Here is a 21,955-nt window from a genome sequence, read left to right on the forward strand (position 1 = left end):
TTCTATTACTTCCTTTTTAAAATCTTGTTTATATTGTCAATGAAAAATCTATCTCTTAATATTAATAAAACACCAACATAACTCAATCCGCCTGTACAAATCAGAACGCATAATGAAACAATACCGCCTGAGAACTTCGTTTTCAATGTCTCTACAAACAATAGCATGATACTTCCAGATAAGAGATACTTCCAACAAGGCACAAAAATCTGTTTGGCATTCAATTGTTTCTTTGATATACAATATATAATTTGAATAGCAGTTCCTATTGTTTCCGCTACAATTGATGCAATTGCTGCGCCAAACACCCCGACTCTTGGAATCAATATAAGATTCATACAGAAATTTACAATTGCCGCTATAGTAACTGCTGCGGTATAAACATTTTGCTGTTTGGTAGGTATCAGATAAGATATTCCAGTCACATATGCTAAACTCACAACCAATACTAAAATGGAAAAAATACACAACAGCCCTATTGCATCATCAAAGCCAGATCCCAGAAATAAAGGTATAAATACCGATGAAACCCCCATCAAACCAAACATAATAGGAATCGCAAGCAGCCACACAACCCGAAATGCCTGATATACATATCTTTTTGCTTCATCAAGATTAGACTTTTGAAACAGATTAGCTACTCGTGGAAGAACAACCGTACCTATAGAAGTTACAACAGTCATTGCAAGGCGCGCGATTCTCTCTGATTGTTCATAACAACCATTAGCATAATCTGAACCAGTAATCCATCCAATCATACTCTTATCAAGAATCGTATATACTTGAATTGCAATAGATGGTAAAAAAATCAATAAAATATCCTTAAACCCGTCAAATGGATTAATTCTTTTCACAAAGCATATGTATTGAGGCATCACTCGCCACATCGAAAGACTTCCTAAAATCTGGGCCAGCATCAAAATCAGTACATATTTCCACGTATCATTTGCTGTCTTTATAAAAATAAAAATTCCACTAAGACATATAATCCTGACTATCAAATTTCTTATTACTACACTTTTAAAATCCTCAATACCTTGATAAAACCACGAAATATCAAATGTAACATTTAATATACTAAGTGCAATAATAATGTTAATCAGATTTAATCCTTCAAAAAAAATTGCATATATAAAATATAAGATGAATGAAATTAAACTCATAACGCAACGGAAGAAAAAGGTATTCCAAAATACTTGACTCATTTCTTCTTTATTGTCGCGATAATACGCAATTTTTCTTTGCCCATAAATAGTTGAACCTAATGCAGCCAGCAAAGTAAAATATGTAACCATTGCTGATGCATAACTGTATTTTCCAATGTTATCCGCACCCAAAACTCTTGAAACATACGGAGTTGTCACAAAAGGAACTAACAAAATTAATACCTGAAAGGCAGAGTTATATATAAAATTTTTCTTTACACTAATAGATTTATTATCCATTAAAATATCTTCCTGTTCTATTTTGTTTTTGTGGAGTAATTCTCATTTTTAAAATAACACTTACTAAAATTGCTATAGCAATTAAATACACCCAAAATGTATGTACAAAATAATACTCAAACCATCCAAGAGAAAAAGCTGCACAAAATAAAGCAGATAATGCTGTCAAAATATCGTTTCTTTTTGAAAATACTTCATCCATGAAACTTGTTATAAATACCCATAAAATATTTAATAAATTTCCTATTATCATACCATTATATAAATATAATGTTCCAACATAAGTATTAACATTTGATGTAATACTTATATCACGTATTGAACTGAACCCAAAAGTCTGCCATACTGTATTAACTGTGTCAATAGATTCTCCAAATCCAAATTTAGCCATAAAATTAATAAATGGAGCCAATGTCACATTATCCAAATGTTTGAATGAATATACATTATGTGTAGATATATTTTGACTAAATGATTGGACACCTGCTATTAGATAATCAATTAATTTAGAACCAATAAACTGATAAGTATCAATTTTTAATAATATATCCGGATCATAAACACTCATTTCAACTAAATATACACCAAAAAATACCATAATTCCCACAAAAACAATTGTAATTCCAGCTTTTAGTGAAATTTTTATATCTCCATTTTTTAATCTCAATAAAATACTGGCTAAACATGGAATAAATACAATACCCTTTACAAATGTAAGTATATTTGGAATTAAACAAAGCAACCCTAGAAGAATGTTTTTTTTGGATATCTTAGCACATCCTAAATAATATGCTGTTGCAATCATCATAAATAGCCGAATATAAAAATTCAATCCAGCCGAATATTGATTTTGAAATTGTTCTTGTACAACATAGTACATCTTCGGAAATCCACCTGCTAAATAAATAAAATGAGTGACGGAGTACATTGCTGCAAACACACATATAATATTAAATCTCTTTTCATGTTTACTCATAAAAGTACTTTCACATGAACTTTTTAATTTAATACCATTAAATGACACTTTTTTCGCAAATCTACTTGCAACAAGATCTGTTAATAAAGCAATAACAATAAATACCGTTAATATCATCCAATATTCCATGGTTGCGGTTTCATATTTTAACCAAAGACATGCTATAACTTGTACTCCAGTTATTACAGAAAATGTAATAATCAAATAATTTGATACAGTAAAAAAAGATTGTCTTAATGTTTTGTTTATCCATAATAAAACTATCATTATTACAAGAAATACAATATACTCCAGTATCATCACACCCAAATTATCACCTCACAATCATATTCTTTACATCATAAAAATAATGCTACAAAAAACTCCCTTATTGCTCCTTTTTTTCCATTAAAATAATTTTCAAAATCTCCATTTTTTACATGTTTTTTTATAATTTTAATACGTGTTAATCTTTTTAAATTTTTATCACTTTCTACTAAATCTTTCCAAAACAAAATGCAAGCGTTTAATTTTTCTTGTTGCTGTTCAGAAAACATATAACCCATTTTATCTTTCAATTCAATATATCTGTTATATCGAATGATATGTGTCTCTTTAATAATTTTAAAATTATTTAGATAACTCTTTATTCTCGTTATTGAAGTTACGTTGCTCATACCGACAACATTATCTCCATGCTGTCGATATAGAAGTAATTTATCCTGACATGGGACAAGCCCCCCTCTGGCAACAGCTTTCCATGCAAGCCACCCATCATGAAGCCAACTAGATGGAATTTTCTCATTTTCTGAAAATAACTCCCGCTTAAATGCCATTGCTGCGCCCGTAACAAAACAACGGTTCAACATATATTCAAACCACTTATTTTCTTCAAGCATTTCGGTAGCAATTCCTACAGACTTCCACATATCACAATTCAATAGTTTTAAATTCTGATCTACTAATTCACCATTCGTAAATACAAGCAATGCTTTATTGTTATTTTCAAATATTTTGAGAATAATTTCAGCTTTGTTATTAACCCAAACGTCATCCTGATCAGATGTGAAAATTATATTTTCTGAACATCTTGAAATCGCATTACAAAAATTTTTAGTAACTCCATGAGTTCCTGTATTTTTCACAATTCTATATTTAACAGAACAATGACTTAATAAATTATCAACAATCTCTAAAGTCTGATCCTTTGAACCATCATCACTAATAATAATTTCTTTTGGCGGAATAGTCTGAGATAAAATACTATTTAACTGTTCTGCTATGTACCGCTCGCCATTATATGTACATAGCGCAACACTATAATTACAATTTGCTTTCATTTCCCTTCATCCTCTATATTTTTATTCACAATATAAATTCAAATCTATTTCCAATATCTTTCAACCAGAAAATTAATAGATTGGCTACACCATTTCTGTTTTCTTTGACTGGCTATTTTTCCTGTACTCTGATTTTCATTGTGAATTATTTTCAAATTTTTATCATAATATGATAAAAATTGATTTTCTTTTAACTTTTCAGCAATATAAAGTTCTTCACCATACATAAATATCTGAATACTATCTTCTAGGAATTTATCAATGCACTCTTTTCTTAATATAACTACACTTCCATGAACTCCATATACATATTCATTTTCCTTACGCGTTTCCGTATGACTGATTTTGTTTTTTATATCCGATAATACATAATACAATCTGTATAAGAAATAATTTGCATATACCACTTTTCTAAATTTCATCAGTGCATTTCCTGGTCTGGATAAAGCAAACGGATTCTGTTGTTTTCCTGTTACTTTTAAAGTAATATCTGGTCCTATACATCCTATTTTAGAATCATAATGATTATCCAGAAGTTTTGAAAAAAAACTATCTGATACAAAATCAATATCTGTATTTGATATAACAGCCCATTCATATTCCTCGCCAAACTCTTTAAAACCATATAAACATCCATGTAAATATCCCAGATTTTCCCCTGGCTCAAATATCTGTGAGGATATTTTAATTTCATTTAAATCATTTATTAGTTTCTTTACATTCATACACTTATTGCATGTAACTAAAAGTACAATTTTTTCAGAATCTTTTTGTCTGCTCAATTTATCTGCAAAGTCTAATACTTCCTCTTCATTATCATAACAAATGACGGATACTGCTATTTTATACATTGTGATCATTCCTTATTCTTGATTACTAATTACATCCTTGCGATTTCTTCCATTTGAAGAACAGTATTAATCGCATGAATGAGTTTATTTCCATCTAATCTTTTTAACAAATGTCGAAACCTGTATAAAATCTTCACAATTGGATAAATACATGGACGATACTGAATATGCATTTTACAATACGCTTTATGAAATCCAAATGTATTGATTTTATATTCCTGTACATTCGTCTCATGATTAAGGCTTCTGCTATCACTACTTATATATTTAATTTCAGGTTTGTTCATCCATAAATTCAAAACAAAATCATATAAAGCATCCGATGGACGTAGTGCCATATATTCTGGATTAAACTTCGACATATTAATTTCAAAATATTCCTGATAGCAAGTACAGATAAAAAAAACAATTAAACTGTTTGTTTCTAATTCAAAAGCACCATAATAGAACATATTTTTATTTTTCCTATTTAAAAACTCATCTTTTATAGACTCAAAACTTCTGAAATTGTCTGCTTTTTCATATCGTTTATATGCAGCTTGATAACAGGAATACATTTTCTCTATCTCATTATCTTCAATTTTCCTAACATAACACTTTTTGAACGCCTGCCTAATATGTTTTCTAGTGGATTTCGATAATTGTTCTATCTCATATGAACCAGTTCTAATAATATACCAAAATTGAGTTGCTAATTCACAATCGAAATCCGAAATCCATCGAGCAAGCAAAGGATATCCCCCCACCTGAATTTTTGTCAAATTTGGGAATTTCTATTGTTTCATGCGGTGCTATATCTGGAATTAACGCATGATTATAATATATCCATTTAGTTTGCATTTTTTTCTTCCATTCATTCTATCCAATTAATTTCTTTCCTCATCGGTTTTACTGGAACACCAGCGTATAAATATATGATTCTCTGGTTCTGCCTTGGTAAGTAAACTACCATACCCAACAACGCAATGATTACCAACATTAACACCCTTTAATACGGTACTATATGAACATAACCAAACATGATTACCAATATATACAGAATCCGCTTTCTTCTTCTGCCTTCCGTTTTGAATAACTGTATGTCCATCATTGTTTTTTACAGTCACATTCCATCCCAAAACAACATCATTACCAAAAACTATATTTTCATCTGTACAGTCAATAGTAGTAGAATAATTGCATCGAAAATGATCGCCCAATACAAGTGACGAATTATTAACTAACAAAACAACTCCCTGTGATAATCCAACTGTGCCTTTCAGAATAATTTTTCCTCCATTAACAATCCGAATCAGACCTTTTTTACTTTCTCTACATCCATTCGCAGAATCTCCAAATCCGATTCTCATAGATGCTGTTGATAAATTCTTCTTTTCTACAATAAAATTGTCACGTGTCACCCCCCAGTTTTACATTATAAGATACGATAAATGGCATTTTTATTGCACTTTTTACGGGTAATACTTTAAAGTTAAAAATTACTGTTTTAGGAATGCTAAGCAATATTTTAACAATATTTTCTCTGATAAAGTGTTTTGTGTATTCATTCATTTTCTATTTTTCTTTACATATCGTTTCTTTTTATATAAGCCAAATGTCATATTTCTTATAGTGTTTACTAAGCTACATATAGGATTTTCTTTTTCAGCAAATCGAAACAATCTATAATGCCATTTAATCAGTTCTTTATATCCATGTGTACTGATACTTCCGCTTCTTCCACGTCTGTATTCTGCCAAAACTTCATCCAATAAATAACATCTGGTTTTTTTGCATATCTTCAACCATATTGCATAGTCGTTATTCTTCTTTATATCTGCAATCTGAACCAGACCGATTTTTTTTCGATCATACATAACTGTCAGACATCCCGGCCAACAGTAATTAAACATTCCTGTTTTAGATATCACTTTTGGTCCTGTAACAATTACATTTGTTTTATTTCCATCAGCATCTATTTCTTCATAATTGGTATATGAAAAATAATATCTATTTTTCATCATAAAACAAATTTGCTTTTCCAGTTTTTCTGGTTTCCACAAATCATCCGAATCCAAAAACGCAACCCATCTTCCATTAGCTTCCCTTAACGCCCTATTCCGACTAACCGCTGCTCCTGAATTTTTTTCATTTTTTATATATCTGATTCTTGGATCCTTTATTTTTCCAATCACTATGTCAGTATTATCTGTTGAACAATCATCCACAATAATCAATTCCCAATTGTGGTATGTCTGATCAATTACTGATTGTATTGTTTCAGTTATATATTGTGCTGTATTATAAGACGGCATTATAATTGACACTAAATCACTCATGTTATTTCCCACTCTTTATTAAAATTTCTTTTGCCATTTCTTGTTTTTCCAGATATTCTTCCAAGCTAATCTTACCTGTTCTCAACAGATAATCCCCAAAATCCTCTGCCGTAGCCATATCATCCTGTGAAATGCCTTCCTGCTTGATAAATGCCTTTTTGACTGTTTCTAAAATAATGTTGATATCTTCTATCAGCCCAACTTTTTTGATATATTTCTGATCCCACTCCAATTTATCTTCCCAGGTAATCGCATTTCGCCCATTAACCTGTGCCAGTCCTGATAAGCCAGGTTTTGCGGTATGACGCATTCTTTGTTCATCCGTCATAAATACCATATCCCTTACCAGCTGAGGTCTTGGACCAATTACTGACATCGTTCCGTTCAGGATGTTAAAAGCTTCCGGCAGCTCATCTAGGCTTGTCTTTCTTAACCATGCGCCAAACTTCGTCAGTCTTATTTCATCAGGAAGCAGATTTCCTTCTTCGTCTCGCTCATCTGTCATCGTACGAAATTTATACATTTTGAAAATCGTTTCTCTTCCATTCTTATCTACCAAACCTGGACGATCCTGCGTAAAAATAACTGGTGATCCCAGTTTTATTTTTACTAAAAGAGCAACTCCTGCATAAATCGGACTAAAACATAAAATTGCCGCAGATGCACATATTACATCCATCCCTCGTTTTATATACTTCTCATAAAATCCCATCTTACGGGTTTTAATCGCACTCATTAATTCAGCAGTATATGTAGTCTTATCTGCTTCCTTTTTCATTGCATGTGCTGTTGTCGCAGTCGTTACTGCTGTACTTCCTGCCAGAAGACCTAATTTTTTCTTTTTAGACACAATCTCATTCCCCTTGAATATTATTCAAAACAAGCCCGAATAACCTCAATGATCCTCTCCTGCTGCTCCACTGTCATCTTATTATCACTAGGCAGACACAGACCTCGGTTGAAAATATCCATTCCTACATCAGACACGCTACCTGCAATATATGCATTCGATCTGGCTCTTCCATTTCCGTCTTTTACAACAAATGGATTCAGACGATAAATCGGCTGCATATGCATCGGTTTCCAAACTGGGCGTCCTTCTGCATTAATAGATGCAATTGCTTCCAGAATCTCTGTCGGACAGGTTTTTCCTGTTTCTTTTATGTAGCAGACATCCTGCTCGCCACGAACCTGCTTGCACATCGCTTCCTTATCAATAATCAGACAAGACAGCCAGTAATTTGGCTCAGAATTTTCCAGATTCATTGGATTCATGGATACTGGTAATCCTTTTAATCCCTCTTTATATCTCTCATAGATTGCTTTTTTCTGTGCAATGTGTTCATTTAAATATGGAAACTGCCCACGTACAACGCCAGCAACCACATTACTCATTCGATAGTTATATCCCAGTTCTTCATGCTGGTACCATGCAGCATTCTCTCTGGCCTGCGTTGACCATTTACGTACTTTATTTGCAGCTTCTTCATCATCTGTCAGGAAACATCCGCCTGAACTTCCTGTAATGATCTTGTTTCCATTAAAAGAAATCGTATTATACTTTCCAAACGTACCTGTCTGAACACCTTTATATGTGGCTCCCATAGATTCTGCCGCATCCTCGATCAAAATAGCTTCATGCTTTCTGATCACAGCATTTAATTCTTCTATCTTTCCCGGAGTTCCGTAAAGATGTGCAATAACCACAACCTTCGTATCAGGATAGATTTCAAAGGCTTTTTCCAATGCTTCCGGATCCATGTTCCAGGTATCATACTCTGTATCTATAAATACCGGTTCTCCGCCTTCGTATACAACTGGATTTACTGTTGCATCAAAAGTCATATCGGAGCAGAAAACTTTCTTTCCTTCCAACGCTCCATGACCTACTTTCGGCATACCATATGCTTCGATTCCAGCCATTTTCATAGCCAGATGTAAAGAAGCCGTTCCTGCTGATAAAGCTACTGCATATTTGCAGCCAATATATTCACAGGCAAGTTTTTCTACTTCATTAATGTTTTTTCCTACTGTAGACATCCAGTTTGTTTCATATGCTTCTTTTACATATTCAATTTCCGGTCCATGCATTGTTGGACTGCTTAACCAAACTTTGGATTCAAATTTTTCAAACTTATTACTTTCTTTGAACATGGCTCTCTACCTCTTTTTATGTACTTTCAGTTTATGCTTAATCACTTCTCCGCAGCCACAGCCGCCTCACTCATCAGCTCCTCATACACCTTCTTATGCAGCTTCAGGTCGGAATCCGCAGAGTGATAGGTCGGTACGATCGCGGCTACGATGTCTCGGATCTTTTCGCTGTTGGCGTAGCCGTATGCTGCCAGGACTTCCAGCTGTTTGAAGAATTCCTGTACGTCCATTTCGATGGGTTTGCCGATGTGGATGAGGTCGTTTGGAGTTTTCTCCATGCCTTCTTCGGCCATCAGCTTTTCTTCGTAAAGCTTTTCGCCTGGGCGGAGACCAGTGTAGGTGACTTTGATGTCTACATCCGGGGTGTAGCCGGAAAGCTTGATCAGGTTTCGGGCAAGGGTGTCGATCTTTACCGGGGCTCCCATGTCCAGGACGAAGATCTCGCCGCCTTTGGCGTAGGTTCCTGCCTGGAGGACAAGGCTTACGGCCTCCGGGATAGTCATAAAGTAGCGGATGATGTCCGGATGTGTGACGGTGACAGGGCCGCCTTTTTCGATCTGGCGCTTGAACAGCGGGATCACACTTCCGTTGCTGCCGAGAACGTTTCCGAATCGTACAGCTACGAATTCTGTGCCGGTTCCTGTTTTCGATGTATGGTTCTCACTTACATATGCCTGACCTTCGTTGTCGTGAAGTGCATCCAGGGTATCCTTTCTGTGTCCGCCAAGTCGTGGCAGCCAGTCGGTGTGTCCGTTGTGGCTGACCATGTTCATGCTCTGGACTACCATTTCGCAGAGTCGTTTGCTGGCGCCCATGATGTTGGTCGGGTTTACAGCCTTGTCGGTACTGATCAGCACAAATCGCTGGCAGCCGTTCATCATTGCCGCATATGCAGTCTTATAGGTTCCTACCACATTGTTCTTGATCGCCTCACAGGGGCTGTTCTCCATCAGCGGTACGTGCTTATGTGCGGCTGCATGATATACGATCTCCGGCTTATAGGTTTCAAATACCCAGTTGATCCTTTTGCTGTCACGGACGGAGCCGATCAGTACCTTCAGGTTCAGGTTCGGATAACTGGCCTTCAGCTCCTGCTCAATGTCATATGCATTATTTTCATAAATATCGAAGATCACCAGAAGCTCCGGCTCATGACCTGCGATCTGACGGCAGAGCTCGCTTCCGATGGAACCGCCGCCTCCTGTTACCAGGATCCTTTTGCCCTTCAGATACTGAAAGATCTCTGACATGTTGACTTTGATGGTGTCTCGTCCGAGAAGATCCTCCACTGCTACTTTTTTCATCTTGCTCAGGGATACTTCTCCGTTTACAAGCTGATATACACCCGGGAGCTGCTTCAGCTCGCAGCCGGTTTCCTTGCAGATGTTCAGGATATCCCGCTTCTGATGCGGTGTTGCCGTCGGGATCGCAAGAAGGATCTGATTGATATGATACTTGTCCACATTGAGAAAAATATCGTCTCTTCCGCCTACCACCGGAACGCCTTCCATGTATCTTCCCCATTTATTCGGGTTGTCATCGATCAGGCAGCGTACTCTGGAATTGGTTTCCTTTGCATTCTGAAGCTCCCGGACAATGGTCCTGCCCGCTTCTCCTGCACCGATGATCATCACGTTTTTGCTCCGCTCCTCACGCTCGCTCTTTTCTCTGCGGTTCCGCTCAAGAAGTACAAAACGATAGGAGAAACGTACGTCTACAGTCAGGAAAAACTGCAGCATGATACCGATCAGATAATAGGAAGCCGGCATCCGTCCCCAGAAGATCGTAATACCCACAATATGCAGAACACCTGTGATCACAGTTGCAACCGTGATCTTGATCAGCTCATGGAAGCTTGCGAAACGCCATACACTGTTATACAGATGCAGGCATCCGAATACTGCCAGGATGATAATGGTATAGATTGGTGCAAAGCTCCTCCATGCATCAAAATAATCTGTGGGAATCGAGGAATACCGAAAATCGAATCTCACCAGCAGCGCCATAAAATAAGAAAAATTAACAGCTATCATGTCATAGATGATCAGATATATCGCAATTACTTTCCAATGTTCTAACTTCTTCATACTTCCTCCGGTCTGTCTTACTGTTTCTGCATAATCCCTGATGTATTCTTCCTGCTCTTTGTCTTCTGTCTGCTTTTCCCTGGGACTTTGTTTTGCCAGTGCCAGAAGCATGACCGAGAACGCAAGAAGTACTACGATCAGCATGATCAATAAAATCTGCATTTTTACTTCCTCTTTTATATTTATAACTTATCTAATTTATTTTTATCCCCGAACTGCGTCTCCGCAGCCCGGGTTATTATATTCGAATCTCAATATGTATGAATCATTTGGCGCCGCTTCCGCGGAAAACGACCATAACTGTCTTAACCAGGATCTCAATATCCAGCTTCAGACACCATTCGGCAATGTACTTTGTGTCAAGCTCTACGACTTCCTCGAAATCCGTAATATCACTTCGACCGCTTACCTGCCACATACCGGTAAGTCCCGGCTTGATGGCCAGACGTTTGCGATGGTGAAGCTCATACTTCTCCCACTCATCCATTGTCGGCGGTCTGGTTCCTACAAGACTCATATCTCCTTTCAGAATATTCCAGAACTGTGGAAATTCATCCAGGGATGTCTTTCGGATAAAATGTCCTACTCCTTTGATGATTCGTGGATCATCATCCATTTTGAACATCATTCCATCTTTTATGTTATTCTGTTTCATCAGTTCTTTTTTGCGTTCTTCTGCATCCATATACATGGAGCGGAATTTATAGATCTTGAACGGACGACCGTTCTTTCCCATGCGGACCTGTGAGAAAAATGCAGGACCCGGAGATTTGATCTTAATGGCCGGAACCAGAAAGATCGCTGCGATTCCTGTAAAAAGACAACCTACCAGACCGCCTGCGATATCCATAGCTCGTTTCACAAACATCTGGCGCGGTGTCACAATGTGGATACTGCTGGAAAGCACAGTGTATCCGCCAAGCTCCTCCACCACCTGGTTCTTGCCAAGTGATTTCATGGTTGCCAGTCTCATATGGATGACAACTCCCATTGCAGAACAATCCTTGATCATCTGCTCCGGGATCGGAATTTGCTTAGGTACTGCAAAAAATACTTCGTCGATCCAGTTCTTATGGATATAGGAAATCATATCCTCCTTCCCGGCTACTACCGGTACTCCACAGACGGATGCTCCCTTCCTGTCACAATCCATAAAAACAATTCCTGCCAGATGATAGGTTCCGTAATTATTCTTGCGGATGGTTTCCACCACATTGTCTGCATTTTCACTGACTGTAACGATCAGCAGAGATCGTTTCTCGCTTTCTTCGTATCTGCGATCCTTCAGGAATTTCTTCAGTGCCTGTCTGCCGCAATAGCTGAAGCAGGTATAAAGCACATAGGTGATCAGCAGGATCATTCTGGAATAATTGTTTCCAATTCTTAAAAGAAACATATATGCCAGAACCAGAAGGCAAACCAGTGTACACTGTTCAAAGGTTTTCTTCAGTTCCACCAGCATTCCTCTTCGCAGAACTCCGCTGAAGCTCTCATTAAAAAATGTGACCATCAGCTGGATAAGAAACATCACCACTGCCACATTTCGGTACAGCTCTGTCTCGTATGGCTGATCGATCCCGTTTCGGATCCAGTATGCAAGTACAAACGCAAGCTGCAGACACAGCATATCGCAGATCGTAAAATCCGCATGTTTTACCCAGCTACTGTTTTCTTTTTGATACATATCCTTTTATACGCCTTCCCTCGCTTACAGTATGTTATACTGTGTTTATTTTACCCCCCCCCGGTATTTTGAAGACCAAGGAGGGGTATCATGCACTATTTTACAACAACAGTCAGTACGGCTCCGTTGGAGCTGTTTCCACTGTTGTCGACTACATAATATGTAAGCTCGTAAGTTCCCGGTGCGGCTGTATTTACATCACCGGTGATCTGGATTTTTTTGAAAAGATCACTGGTTGATTCTGTATCATCCTGGATATCCTTTACATAGCTTAATTTATCCAGCGTAGTTCCTACCGGTACCTCTACGTAATAGGTAGTCAGATACATCTTCGGATCCTGCGGAGAAAGCTGCTCGATCTTGTCTTCCTGTGTCTTCTGCGCCTGTTCCTCCGGAGTCAGTTCTCCTTCTGCGGAATCTCCGCTTTCAGCATATGTGCTGTCTGCTTCTGTCCCATCCTGCATATCTGTCTCTTCTGCAGGCTCTGTGGTGTCTGTGGAATCTCCGTCCTCTGTGAGACCGTCATTATCGATCAGTCCCAGCTGCGGATTTTCGGCACTGCCGTCCTGAGCTTCCATGGTAAATTCTTTTTTTGTTACATTGTTGTTTTTGTCCTTTGCAACAAAGATAACAGAAACCTGTTTTCCGTCAGTCTTCGGATATATGGTTTCTACAGTAAGAGACTCTGTAACATCTCCATCTCTGTCATCCTGTGCCTTTACATCCTTCAGAAGATCCTCTTCTGTCATATCGGATGTATAATTCGTATCTTTTCCCTCTTCAAATGTGATCTTCGGTCCTTCATTATCCTCGGAGCTCTTCATGTATACTACACCGACTCCCATACCAAGGCAGATGACCACTAATAAAAACACAAAAAATTTCTTCATATTTTTGCTGCTCCCGGCCTTTCCCAACACTTTGATCCGTTGTTGTTATTTTTATGCGTGACGTTTCTTTTTCTTTTTGGATTTCTTGCCCATTTTGGAAGAGTATGGGATTGTACCAAGTACGCTTAATCCAAGATATTTCTCTACGTCTTCCGGTGTCTTTACAGTATCGTTTGTCAGATATACGATGAGCACAACGGCTGCTGCCAGAAGGATACCCAGAAGTCCGCCGATCACACCGTTTTTCGGTACGCTTGGGCTTGATGGCTCATCCGGGATGTTTGCTGTCTCTACCACATTTACTGCCTTGATATCCATAACCTGCTGGATATGCTTGGAAGCAATATCTCTTACTGCGTTTGCGATCTCTGCCGCTGTATAAGGATCGGTATCTGTAACTGTGATGGATACTACTCGTGTATCCGTTGGTGTATCTACGGAAAGCTTCTTAAGAAGCTCCTCATGTGTCATATCCAGTTTCAGCTGTGCGATCACACCCTCAGTAACTGTACGGCTCTTGATCAGCTCCGCATAGTCCTTGGTCAGTGATGTACTTGTCTGGATATCCTGATTGGTCAGTGTGCTGCTGTCCTGCTTGGACAGTACCACGATCTTGGTTGTGGATTCATACTTCGGTGTGATCAGAAGCATGGTTCCCATAACAGCTGCCAGGCAGAAAACAATACCGGATAAAATGATAACACCCAGCTTGCTCAGTAACAGGTGAAATACCTCACCAAGATCGATCTCTACTTCGTCGTTGTTGTTAACAGTCTGATTTTCCATTTCTTTTCTCCATTACCCTGTGATTTTCCGGGGATTTTTGATAAAGATCTTCTTTACATATTCGCTCCCCATTGTTTTTTCCATTTTGGCGACACATTTGCCGATCTCCGGGATACGCTCCGTCTTACGGTGTCCGTCAGAACCGACAAAATCCAGAAGCCCATGCTTCATGACTTTCCGTGCAAAGGTTTTTGCCCCGAATCCGTCCTGACCGCTGATGGTATCTGCGTTGACCTGGATATGTGCTCCCATATCCTTCAGCTCTGTCAAAAATCCAATATCGTTCCGGGTAGCCTTATAACGTTCCACATGAGCGATGATCGGGATAAAACCATTCATCAGAAGACTTCTGACCCGTTCTTCAATATAATTTTTCTCATCTCCGTTGCTGAATTCCACAAGCACATATCTGGAACCTGCAAGGGTAAGCCGCCGTCCCTTCTTAAGGCATTCCACCATATCCATACTGGAATGGAGTTCACAGCCCAGATAAAGTCTCATGCCTTCATCACCAATATTCATGGCTGCTCTACGCAGCTGCATGAACTGTCTTGTCACAATGTTCATATGCGGCTCAAACATATCGTACCGGAAATGTGGTGTCAGGATCACATGACGTACGCCCTCCTGATACTCCTTGTTGAGCATCCAGAGTGATTCTTCCATGTTTCTTGCACCGTCATCCACCCCGGGGAGGATATGACAATGAATATCATAAAGTCCCTTCATTAAAATAACCCACTCATTTCTGTTGTCAATGTTTTTTTATTTACTGCTGCTCTCACCATAATCTCCGTAGGAACCATACTTACCGTACTTGCCGTATTTACCATACTTGCCATAGTGACCGTAATTGCCGGCCTTGCTGTAGTCCACCTTGTTCAGGATGGTTCCCAAGATCGGGCAGTTGCTCTTGGCAAGCTGATCTCTTACTTCCTGTACAAAACGGTAGCTGATGGTACCGGATTCAACGACGATTACAGATCCGTCGCAGGAATCTGCTATGATAGCACTGTCGATGATCAGTCCAAGCGGCGGTGTATCTACAATAACGTAATCATAAACATCTCTTACCACGCGGATCATATCCTTGAAGAGTCTGTTTCCGAGAAGCTCTGCCGGGTTCGGAGGTACGATACCGGAGAAGATAATATGGAACTTCGGAAGTGTAGTGGCACAGATCACGTCAGAAAGCTTAGCCTGCTTGGAAAGATAATGAGCAAGTCCCATTACCTCCTGGTCTACTGTCACACGTCCCATCAAAACGGATTTACGCAGATCGGCATCGATCAGAAGCACTGATTTGCCGCTCTCAGCAAGAGAGGCAGCAAGATTAAATGCCACACTGCTCTTTCCCTCATTAGGAGTACAGCTGGTAAGTGCGATCACTTTTTTATCTGCTCCGCAGAACTGGATATTTGTTCGCAGAGCTTTATAAGCCTCATCCATCTGGTGATCAGACTTCCAGTTGCTCAGTTTAACTTTAATCATAATTCCTTTTCACCTTTACCTTTATGTTCTATCTGATGACAGTCTTGCCCTTTGGGCATGTCTATAGGTTATTATACAATCCTATTTTCTAATACGCAAGTTCTTTATTCGACAGAAAAGTCGTTAAATATGTACAATTTGCCTAATTTTTATTATTTTTTATTCCCCGGCCCAGAAACAGGATAGATTATTTTTATTCCCTGTGTTAAAATAAACCCACGGCAATGAGTGCAGCGGTTACAGGAGGAGCCTTATTTTTTGCCAACCGTGATTGGCTGCCATAAGGAGGATATAAACATATGACAAAACAGGAATTTCAGAAACTGACCGAAGATCATGTCCTGCTGCTGGATGGTGCTACCGGCTCCAACCTGATGAAGGCCGGCATGCCACGTGGTGTCTGCACAGAGAGCTGGGTGCTTGAGCACAAGGATGTGATCCAGTCTCTGCAGAAAGCATACATCGAGGCGGGAAGCCATATCATCTATGCGCCTACCTTCGGCGGAAACCGTATTAACCTCACTATGCACGGACTGGAGGATCAGATCGAACAGATCAATCATACCCTGGCCGGCTATTCAAAGGAGATCGCACCGGAGGGTGTTTTCGTAGCAGGTGATATCACCACCACAGGCAAGATGATGGCACCGGCCGGTGACATGACTTACGAAAAAGCCTTCGAAGTCTATCAGGAACAGATCGGCTATCTCCGTGATGCGGGTGTGGACCTGATCGTAGCGGAAACCATGATCAACATCGAGGAGACACTGGCTGCTGTAGACGCCTGCCAGAGTGTCTGCGAGCTTCCTATCATCTGTACCGTGACTGTAGAAGCAGACGGAAGTATCTTCAGCGGCGGAAATGCCATAGAGGCTGCCATGTCCCTGGAAGCTGCAGGTGCAGACGCTGTCGGCATCAACTGCTCGGTTGGCCCGGATCAGCTGGTATCGGTTATCCGCAATATCAAAGAGAACGTTTCCATTCCGGTCATTGCCAAACCCAATGCGGGAATGCCCCAGATCGATGATCTTGGAAATGCAGTTTACAGTATGACCCCTGCGGATTTTGCAGGTTATATGAAGGTGCTGGTGGACAACGGTGCTTCCGTGATCGGCGGATGCTGTGGTACCACACCGGAGTTTATTTCGGAAACCGCCCAGGTGCTTGGACTTCGATAACTTTAACCGGAACAGATATGCTTCCACGCACTGCTTCAATTTAGAACAGCAATAAGCCGTGAGTGAAAGATTCCGTCAAAAAATTCCTGAGGATCCTATGTGAGATATCAACAGATATCAACATAGAAATTCTCAGGATTTTTATTTTTCCGGATATTATTTCTCTTTTACTGCTTCTTCCGGCCGGTTTGCCTCATCCGCATAGGAGCTGCGGATCGCTTTTCGCACTGGAAGTACACAGGCAGGAACAACGGAAAGGCCGTCCACTCCCATCTGGATAAAAGCTTCTGTAAGATTGGAATCTGCTGCCAGCTCTCCGCATATGTAAACTTCACATCCTGACTTATGTCCTGCCTCTGTTACCATGCGGATCATCTTTACAAGCGCTGGATGATGATCGTTGTATTTATCCTTCAAAAGAAGATTCTGCCGGTCCATAGCCAGGGTATACTGGGTCAGGTCATTGGTTCCAAGGCTCAGAAAATCCACACGTTTTCCAAGTTCTTCACTGATCATGACCGCTGCCGGTGTTTCGATCATAATTCCGGTACGGATGTTTTTGTAAGGAATGTTCTTCTCATCCAGGCCCTTTTTTACCTCACGGATCAGCTTCTCGATCTCATCCAGTTCATCCTCGGACGTGATCATCGGATACATCAGGTTGATATTTCCATAGGCACTTGCACGGTAAATAGCCCGAAGCTGCGCTTTAAACATTTTTTTGCGATCAAGGCAGAGGCGGATGCCGCGGTTTCCCATCATAGGATTGACCTCATCAGGAATTGCCATATATTCTGCCTGACGGTCTGCCCCCAGGTCCACGGTACGGATCACTGCCGGACGTTCATCCATATCCTCGGCTACTTTTTTATAGGCACGGAACAGCTCATTCTCTCTTGGATAATTCTCTCTTCCGAGATACTGGAATTCACTTCGAAGAAGGCCGATACCTGCTGCTCCGTAATAAAGAACCGTATTCAGATCATCCAGATTTCCGATGTTTGCCAGAAGCTTGATCTCCTTGCCATCGGCTGTGATATCCTTCTGGTTCCGAAGTCTCAAAAGTTCTTCCCGCTCTTCCTTATCTGCTGCATGACGGATCTCATATTCCTTAAGAAGCTCCGGCTCCGGATCGATATACAGTGTTCCTGTATACCCATCTACAATAGCCATATGGCCATCCCATTCTTTCTGTATCTCCACCTCGACCAGGGTGGGGACTTCCATGGATTTTGCCATGATCGATACATGGGAAATAACAGACCCCTGATGCATGACTACCGCCAGAAGACTGGCTTTGTTCATCTCCAGAAGTTCATTGGGGGAAAGCTGCTCTGCTGCAAGGATCACCGGCTCATCTCCCAGATTGATCCGTGCATGGGAGCCACCCATGGCGCCGATCAGCAGCTCGGAAATCTCCCTGATATTTTCGATCTGTTCTTTGACAGCCTCGTCCTCCAGCTTGCGGAACACATTTGCAAGCTCATCCCTGGTTGTCTGGACTGCGTAAGCTGCACTGACCTTTTCTGTCGTGATCATGCTTTCCACGGCCCGCTGGAAGCTGCCGCCACTTAAGAGCTTCAGCTGCCGTTTCAAGGTCAGCTCCTGCTCTTTGGGGAGGGGTGCTCCGTTTTTATACATATGTTGGATCTGGTTCTTTACCGCTGTTCTTGCATTATCCAGACGATCCAGCTCCTTTTTTACATTGTCTACCATGGACTGACGGATCTGATATTCGCCTCTGTGGTAATACAGTATTTTTCCAATGGCTATTCCGGAAAAAGCGGATGTGCCTTTGTATATCTCCACCTGAAAAACCCCCTTACTGGTCCGTCTGCTTAATCGCAGGCAGCTTTAAACTCTGTCCAGATCTTATTGTATTCCTGCTCTGCTTCCTGGCTTACATTCTGTACGATCTCACCCTTTGTCACGCTGTCCGGAACAACCAGGCTCTCGTCTACCAGATCATCTGCTGCCTTGTTTGTATTGTAGTATCCGATATAGTTGATGCACTGTGCAGATACTTCCGGCTCCAGGATATAATTGATAAATTCATTGGCAGCCTTCGCATTCGGTGCTTCACTTGGCACAAACATTCCCATAATACCAAATCCAAGACCTTCCTCCGGATAAACCACCTTAAGATCCGGATTATCCTTCAGCGCCTGTGTTACCTGTGATGTATAAAGAAATGCCACACTTGCCTCTCCGTTGAGAAGTGCATTCTGTGTATTGTCATCCTGGATCATACGAATGTTCGGTGCCAGCTCTTTCAGCTTCTCACCTGTCTTGTCGATCACGGCTACATCTTCTTCGTTCATGCTCTCTCCCATGGAAAGCTGTGTGATGCCACAGATCACGCGGTAATTACCTACGATGGCAATGCTGTCCTCCAGAGACTTATCCCAGAGATCCTTGTATCCTTTAATGTCGATATCTACCTGCTCCGGATCATAAACGATCAGTGGGATTCCTGCTCCGTAAGGTACTGTATATTCGTCATCCGGATCATAAAACTGTCCCTGATAAAGGGAGTTGATGTTCTTAAAATTGGAAACGGTATCCTTGTCGATCTTCTGGACAAGTCCCTCTTTTACCGCGCTGTCGATAATGTAATCATCTGCAATTACCACATCGTAATCGCCACCCTTTGCCTGGGAAAGCTTCTCAAGCATGGTCTCATCGGTATCAAAGTTGGAATATACTACCTTGGTCCCTGTTTCTTTTTCAAAATCATCCAGCACTCCCTGCGGAAACATTCCGTCCCATGTATAAAGTACCAGTTCATCCTTATCCTTTGCACTGACACTGACACCTGTTATCATAGATGTTCCAAGTACCGCACATAACATGATCGCTGCTGCTTTTTTTGATCTCATAGAACCTCCTTCATGTCTCTCTCTGACGTCTTGTTATTTTGCTTTTACCTTTGTCCAAAGCTCTGCGAATTTCTGCTTGATCTTTGGCTTCTGGTATCCGAAGATCTCATTCTTTGGATTGTCGATCTGCGGAATATAGGAAGAAATTCCCTCATAAGTTCCGTTCTTCATCTCCTCGAATGCACTCTTTACAGTAGAAGTATATCCTACTTCTTCGGTATTGGAAAGAGCATTTTCATCATCCAGCATAAAATTGATGAACTCATGAGCCAGATCTACTTCATTGCAGTCCTTGGTAATGACCATGGCATCATACCAGGTATTGGTTCCCTGCTGCGGAGTATAATAGCCAAGCTCCGGATTTTCGCTGATAATATAGGAAGCATCTCCGGAATAAACAACCGCCATTGCCTTGTTTCCTGAGATCATGTTGTCGATCACATCATCACCTGCATAGATCGGATCCATGGTATCTCTCTGCCGGATCAGCCACTCATAAGCCTGCTGGATCTCATCAAGATTTTTTGTGTTCATGGAATACCCCAGCGCTTTCAGGGCGATCATAAAGGAATCCCTTTCGGAATCATACATATAAAGATCTCCCTTATATTTTTCATCGCAGAGAATATTCCAGCCCTCTTTGTCAAGATCCTCCTGAGAGACTACATTCTTATTATAAAGGATTCCTACAGTTCCCCAGAAATACGGACAGGAATAACGATTTCCCGGATCATAGTCCTTATTCTGTACCTCGGGAAGAAGATTTTTGCTGTTTGGAATTTTTTTCCAGTCAAGGGCCTGAAGATATTCCTCCTTGATCAGTCTTTCAATCATATAATCTGACGGAACCAAAACATCGTAGGTTTCACCACTGGCCAGCTTGGTGTACATCATCTCATTGGACTCGAAGGTTTCATATACAACAGTACAGTTATACTGCTTCTCAAATTTGTCCAGAAGACTCAGTTCCATATATTCTCCGGCATTATATACACGAAGCACGTGGTTTCCCTGACTTACGAGCGTCCACTTTCCCAATACCAGAACAACCGCAGCAGCTGTGATAACCGCAACGATCCTTCTTTTTTTCGGATCCATTTTTTTCACGGTGGAGGCCTGAAGCTTCGGCATGATCAGATTTGCAAAAAGAAGCACCAGTACAATGACCACGATCACAATGGTAGAAAGGGCGTTGATGGTGGGATTGATGCGCTTTGTCATATTATATACAACAATGGATATATTTTTTACTCCGTTTCCGGAAACAAAGTAGGAAATTACGAAATCGTCAAAGGACATAGTAAAGGCCAGGAGCGCTCCCGCAAAAATCCCTTCTTTGATCATGGGCACGATAACCTTGGTAAGTGCCTGATATGGCGTTGCACCAAGATCCATGGCTGCATTGGCAAGGTTCGGATCCAGGCTTCGTACCTTCGGATATACACTGGTGATCACATAGGGCGTACAGAATGCGATATGTGCCAGCAGCATGGTCAGATAGCCTTTCGTCATTCCCAGCGAAGAAAACAGCAGCATCAGACCAATCGCGGTTACGATCTCCGGATTCAGAATTGGAAAGTTATTGATGGTAAGAACCATCTCCTTCAGCACCTTTCTGGATTTTGAAAGTCCGATGGCTGTGATGGTTCCCAGCACTGTAGAAATAACAGTTGCCAGAATTGCCACTGTGACCGAAACATAAACTGCCTTACTGATCTCCATGTTGTTTATCAGCTCTCCGTACCAGCGCAGGGAAAATCCTGTAAATCTGGTCAGGGACTTGGATGAGTTAAAGGAAAAGATCATGGTCACAAGGATCGGCAGGTAAAAAAATGCCAGACACAGCACTACATATAATTTTGAAAATATGGTATTTTTTCTTTTCATCTCCTGCCTC

19 protein-coding genes are annotated in these 21,955 nt (G+C 40.5%); 1 reads left to right on the forward strand and 18 read right to left on the reverse strand.

Features of this window, described 5'->3' with window-relative positions; translation table 11 throughout:
* Positions 1-5: 5 nt before the first annotated feature.
* The 15 genes from DW694_RS02125 to DW694_RS02195 form a co-directional block, all read right to left on the reverse strand.
* Positions 6-1,445 carry a flippase gene (locus tag DW694_RS02125; protein WP_021651077.1) on the reverse strand — a complete coding sequence of 480 codons (1,440 nt, stop codon included), beginning with the start codon at positions 1,443-1,445 and terminating at the stop codon, positions 6-8.
* The gene (locus DW694_RS02130; RefSeq protein ID WP_021651076.1) at positions 1,438-2,721 is read right to left on the reverse strand and encodes a DUF6337 family protein; all 1,284 of its coding nucleotides are present in this window, start codon (positions 2,719-2,721) and stop codon (positions 1,438-1,440) included. The genes DW694_RS02125 and DW694_RS02130 overlap by 8 nt, the downstream gene beginning before the upstream one ends.
* A 38-nt stretch (positions 2,722-2,759) precedes the next feature.
* A complete protein-coding gene (locus DW694_RS02135) occupies positions 2,760-3,740 on the reverse strand; it encodes a glycosyltransferase family 2 protein (protein ID WP_021651075.1) in 981 nt (326 codons plus the stop codon).
* Between the two features lie 44 nt (positions 3,741-3,784).
* Entirely contained in the window at positions 3,785-4,591 is an 807-nt protein-coding gene (locus DW694_RS02140; RefSeq protein ID WP_044961266.1) for a glycosyltransferase family 2 protein, read from the reverse strand.
* 29 nt (positions 4,592-4,620) lie between these two features.
* Entirely contained in the window at positions 4,621-5,352 is a 732-nt protein-coding gene (locus DW694_RS02145) for a hypothetical protein (RefSeq protein WP_147420720.1), read from the reverse strand.
* Positions 5,353-5,457: 105 nt separating this feature from the next.
* Entirely contained in the window at positions 5,458-5,991 is a 534-nt protein-coding gene (locus DW694_RS02150) for a hypothetical protein (protein WP_147238608.1), read from the reverse strand.
* 147 nt (positions 5,992-6,138) lie between these two features.
* Complete coding sequence (locus tag DW694_RS02155) at positions 6,139-6,909, reverse strand: glycosyltransferase family 2 protein (RefSeq protein WP_114001417.1); 771 nt, start codon at positions 6,907-6,909, stop codon at positions 6,139-6,141.
* A 1-nt stretch (position 6,910) separates the two neighbouring features.
* Positions 6,911-7,759, reverse strand: coding sequence for a sugar transferase (locus DW694_RS02160; RefSeq protein ID WP_353615789.1), 849 nt, complete (start codon positions 7,757-7,759; stop codon positions 6,911-6,913).
* A 20-nt stretch (positions 7,760-7,779) separates the two neighbouring features.
* Complete coding sequence (locus DW694_RS02165; protein ID WP_118752469.1) at positions 7,780-9,063, reverse strand: DegT/DnrJ/EryC1/StrS family aminotransferase; 1,284 nt, start codon at positions 9,061-9,063, stop codon at positions 7,780-7,782.
* 41 nt (positions 9,064-9,104) lie between these two features.
* Positions 9,105-11,312: a nucleoside-diphosphate sugar epimerase/dehydratase gene (locus DW694_RS02170; RefSeq protein WP_353615790.1), complete on the reverse strand. Its 2,208-nt coding sequence runs from the start codon at positions 11,310-11,312 to the stop codon at positions 9,105-9,107.
* Between the two features lie 103 nt (positions 11,313-11,415).
* Complete coding sequence (locus DW694_RS02175) at positions 11,416-12,834, reverse strand: sugar transferase (protein WP_118752470.1); 1,419 nt, start codon at positions 12,832-12,834, stop codon at positions 11,416-11,418.
* A 95-nt stretch (positions 12,835-12,929) separates the two neighbouring features.
* On the reverse strand, positions 12,930-13,724 hold the full coding sequence (locus DW694_RS02180) for an immunoglobulin-like domain-containing protein (RefSeq protein WP_118752471.1): 795 nt from the start codon (positions 13,722-13,724) through the stop codon (positions 12,930-12,932).
* A gap of 51 nt (positions 13,725-13,775) precedes the next feature.
* Positions 13,776-14,510, reverse strand: a complete 735-nt coding sequence (locus DW694_RS02185) for a Wzz/FepE/Etk N-terminal domain-containing protein (protein ID WP_114002398.1) — start codon at positions 14,508-14,510, stop codon at positions 13,776-13,778.
* A gap of 12 nt (positions 14,511-14,522) precedes the next feature.
* Entirely contained in the window at positions 14,523-15,239 is a 717-nt protein-coding gene (locus tag DW694_RS02190; RefSeq protein ID WP_015525687.1) for a CpsB/CapC family capsule biosynthesis tyrosine phosphatase, read from the reverse strand.
* 36 nt (positions 15,240-15,275) lie between these two features.
* Entirely contained in the window at positions 15,276-16,001 is a 726-nt protein-coding gene (locus DW694_RS02195) for a polysaccharide biosynthesis tyrosine autokinase (protein WP_015525686.1), read from the reverse strand.
* A gap of 299 nt (positions 16,002-16,300) precedes the next feature.
* Between DW694_RS02195 and DW694_RS02200 the strand changes: the two genes are divergently transcribed.
* A complete protein-coding gene (locus DW694_RS02200; protein ID WP_022426289.1) occupies positions 16,301-17,179 on the forward strand; it encodes a homocysteine S-methyltransferase family protein in 879 nt (292 codons plus the stop codon).
* 156 nt (positions 17,180-17,335) lie between these two features.
* Here DW694_RS02200 and ptsP read toward each other — a convergent pair whose 3' ends face one another.
* From ptsP to DW694_RS02215, 3 genes are read right to left on the reverse strand one after another with little or no spacing between them, the layout of a single operon-like run.
* Positions 17,336-18,988, reverse strand: a complete 1,653-nt coding sequence (ptsP, locus tag DW694_RS02205; RefSeq protein WP_022426290.1) for a phosphoenolpyruvate--protein phosphotransferase — start codon at positions 18,986-18,988, stop codon at positions 17,336-17,338.
* 29 nt (positions 18,989-19,017) lie between these two features.
* Positions 19,018-20,058 (reverse strand): spermidine/putrescine ABC transporter substrate-binding protein, encoded by a 1,041-nt coding sequence (locus DW694_RS02210; RefSeq protein ID WP_118752472.1) that lies wholly within the window; start codon positions 20,056-20,058, stop codon positions 19,018-19,020.
* Between the two features lie 33 nt (positions 20,059-20,091).
* The gene (locus tag DW694_RS02215; RefSeq protein ID WP_118752473.1) at positions 20,092-21,945 is read right to left on the reverse strand and encodes an extracellular solute-binding protein; all 1,854 of its coding nucleotides are present in this window, start codon (positions 21,943-21,945) and stop codon (positions 20,092-20,094) included.
* Between the last annotated feature and the right edge of the window lie 10 nt (positions 21,946-21,955).

It is taken from the genome of Ruminococcus sp. AM26-12LB, assembly GCF_003480785.1.
GTDB classification, from domain to species: domain Bacteria; phylum Bacillota; class Clostridia; order Lachnospirales; family Lachnospiraceae; genus Blautia_A; species Blautia_A fusiformis.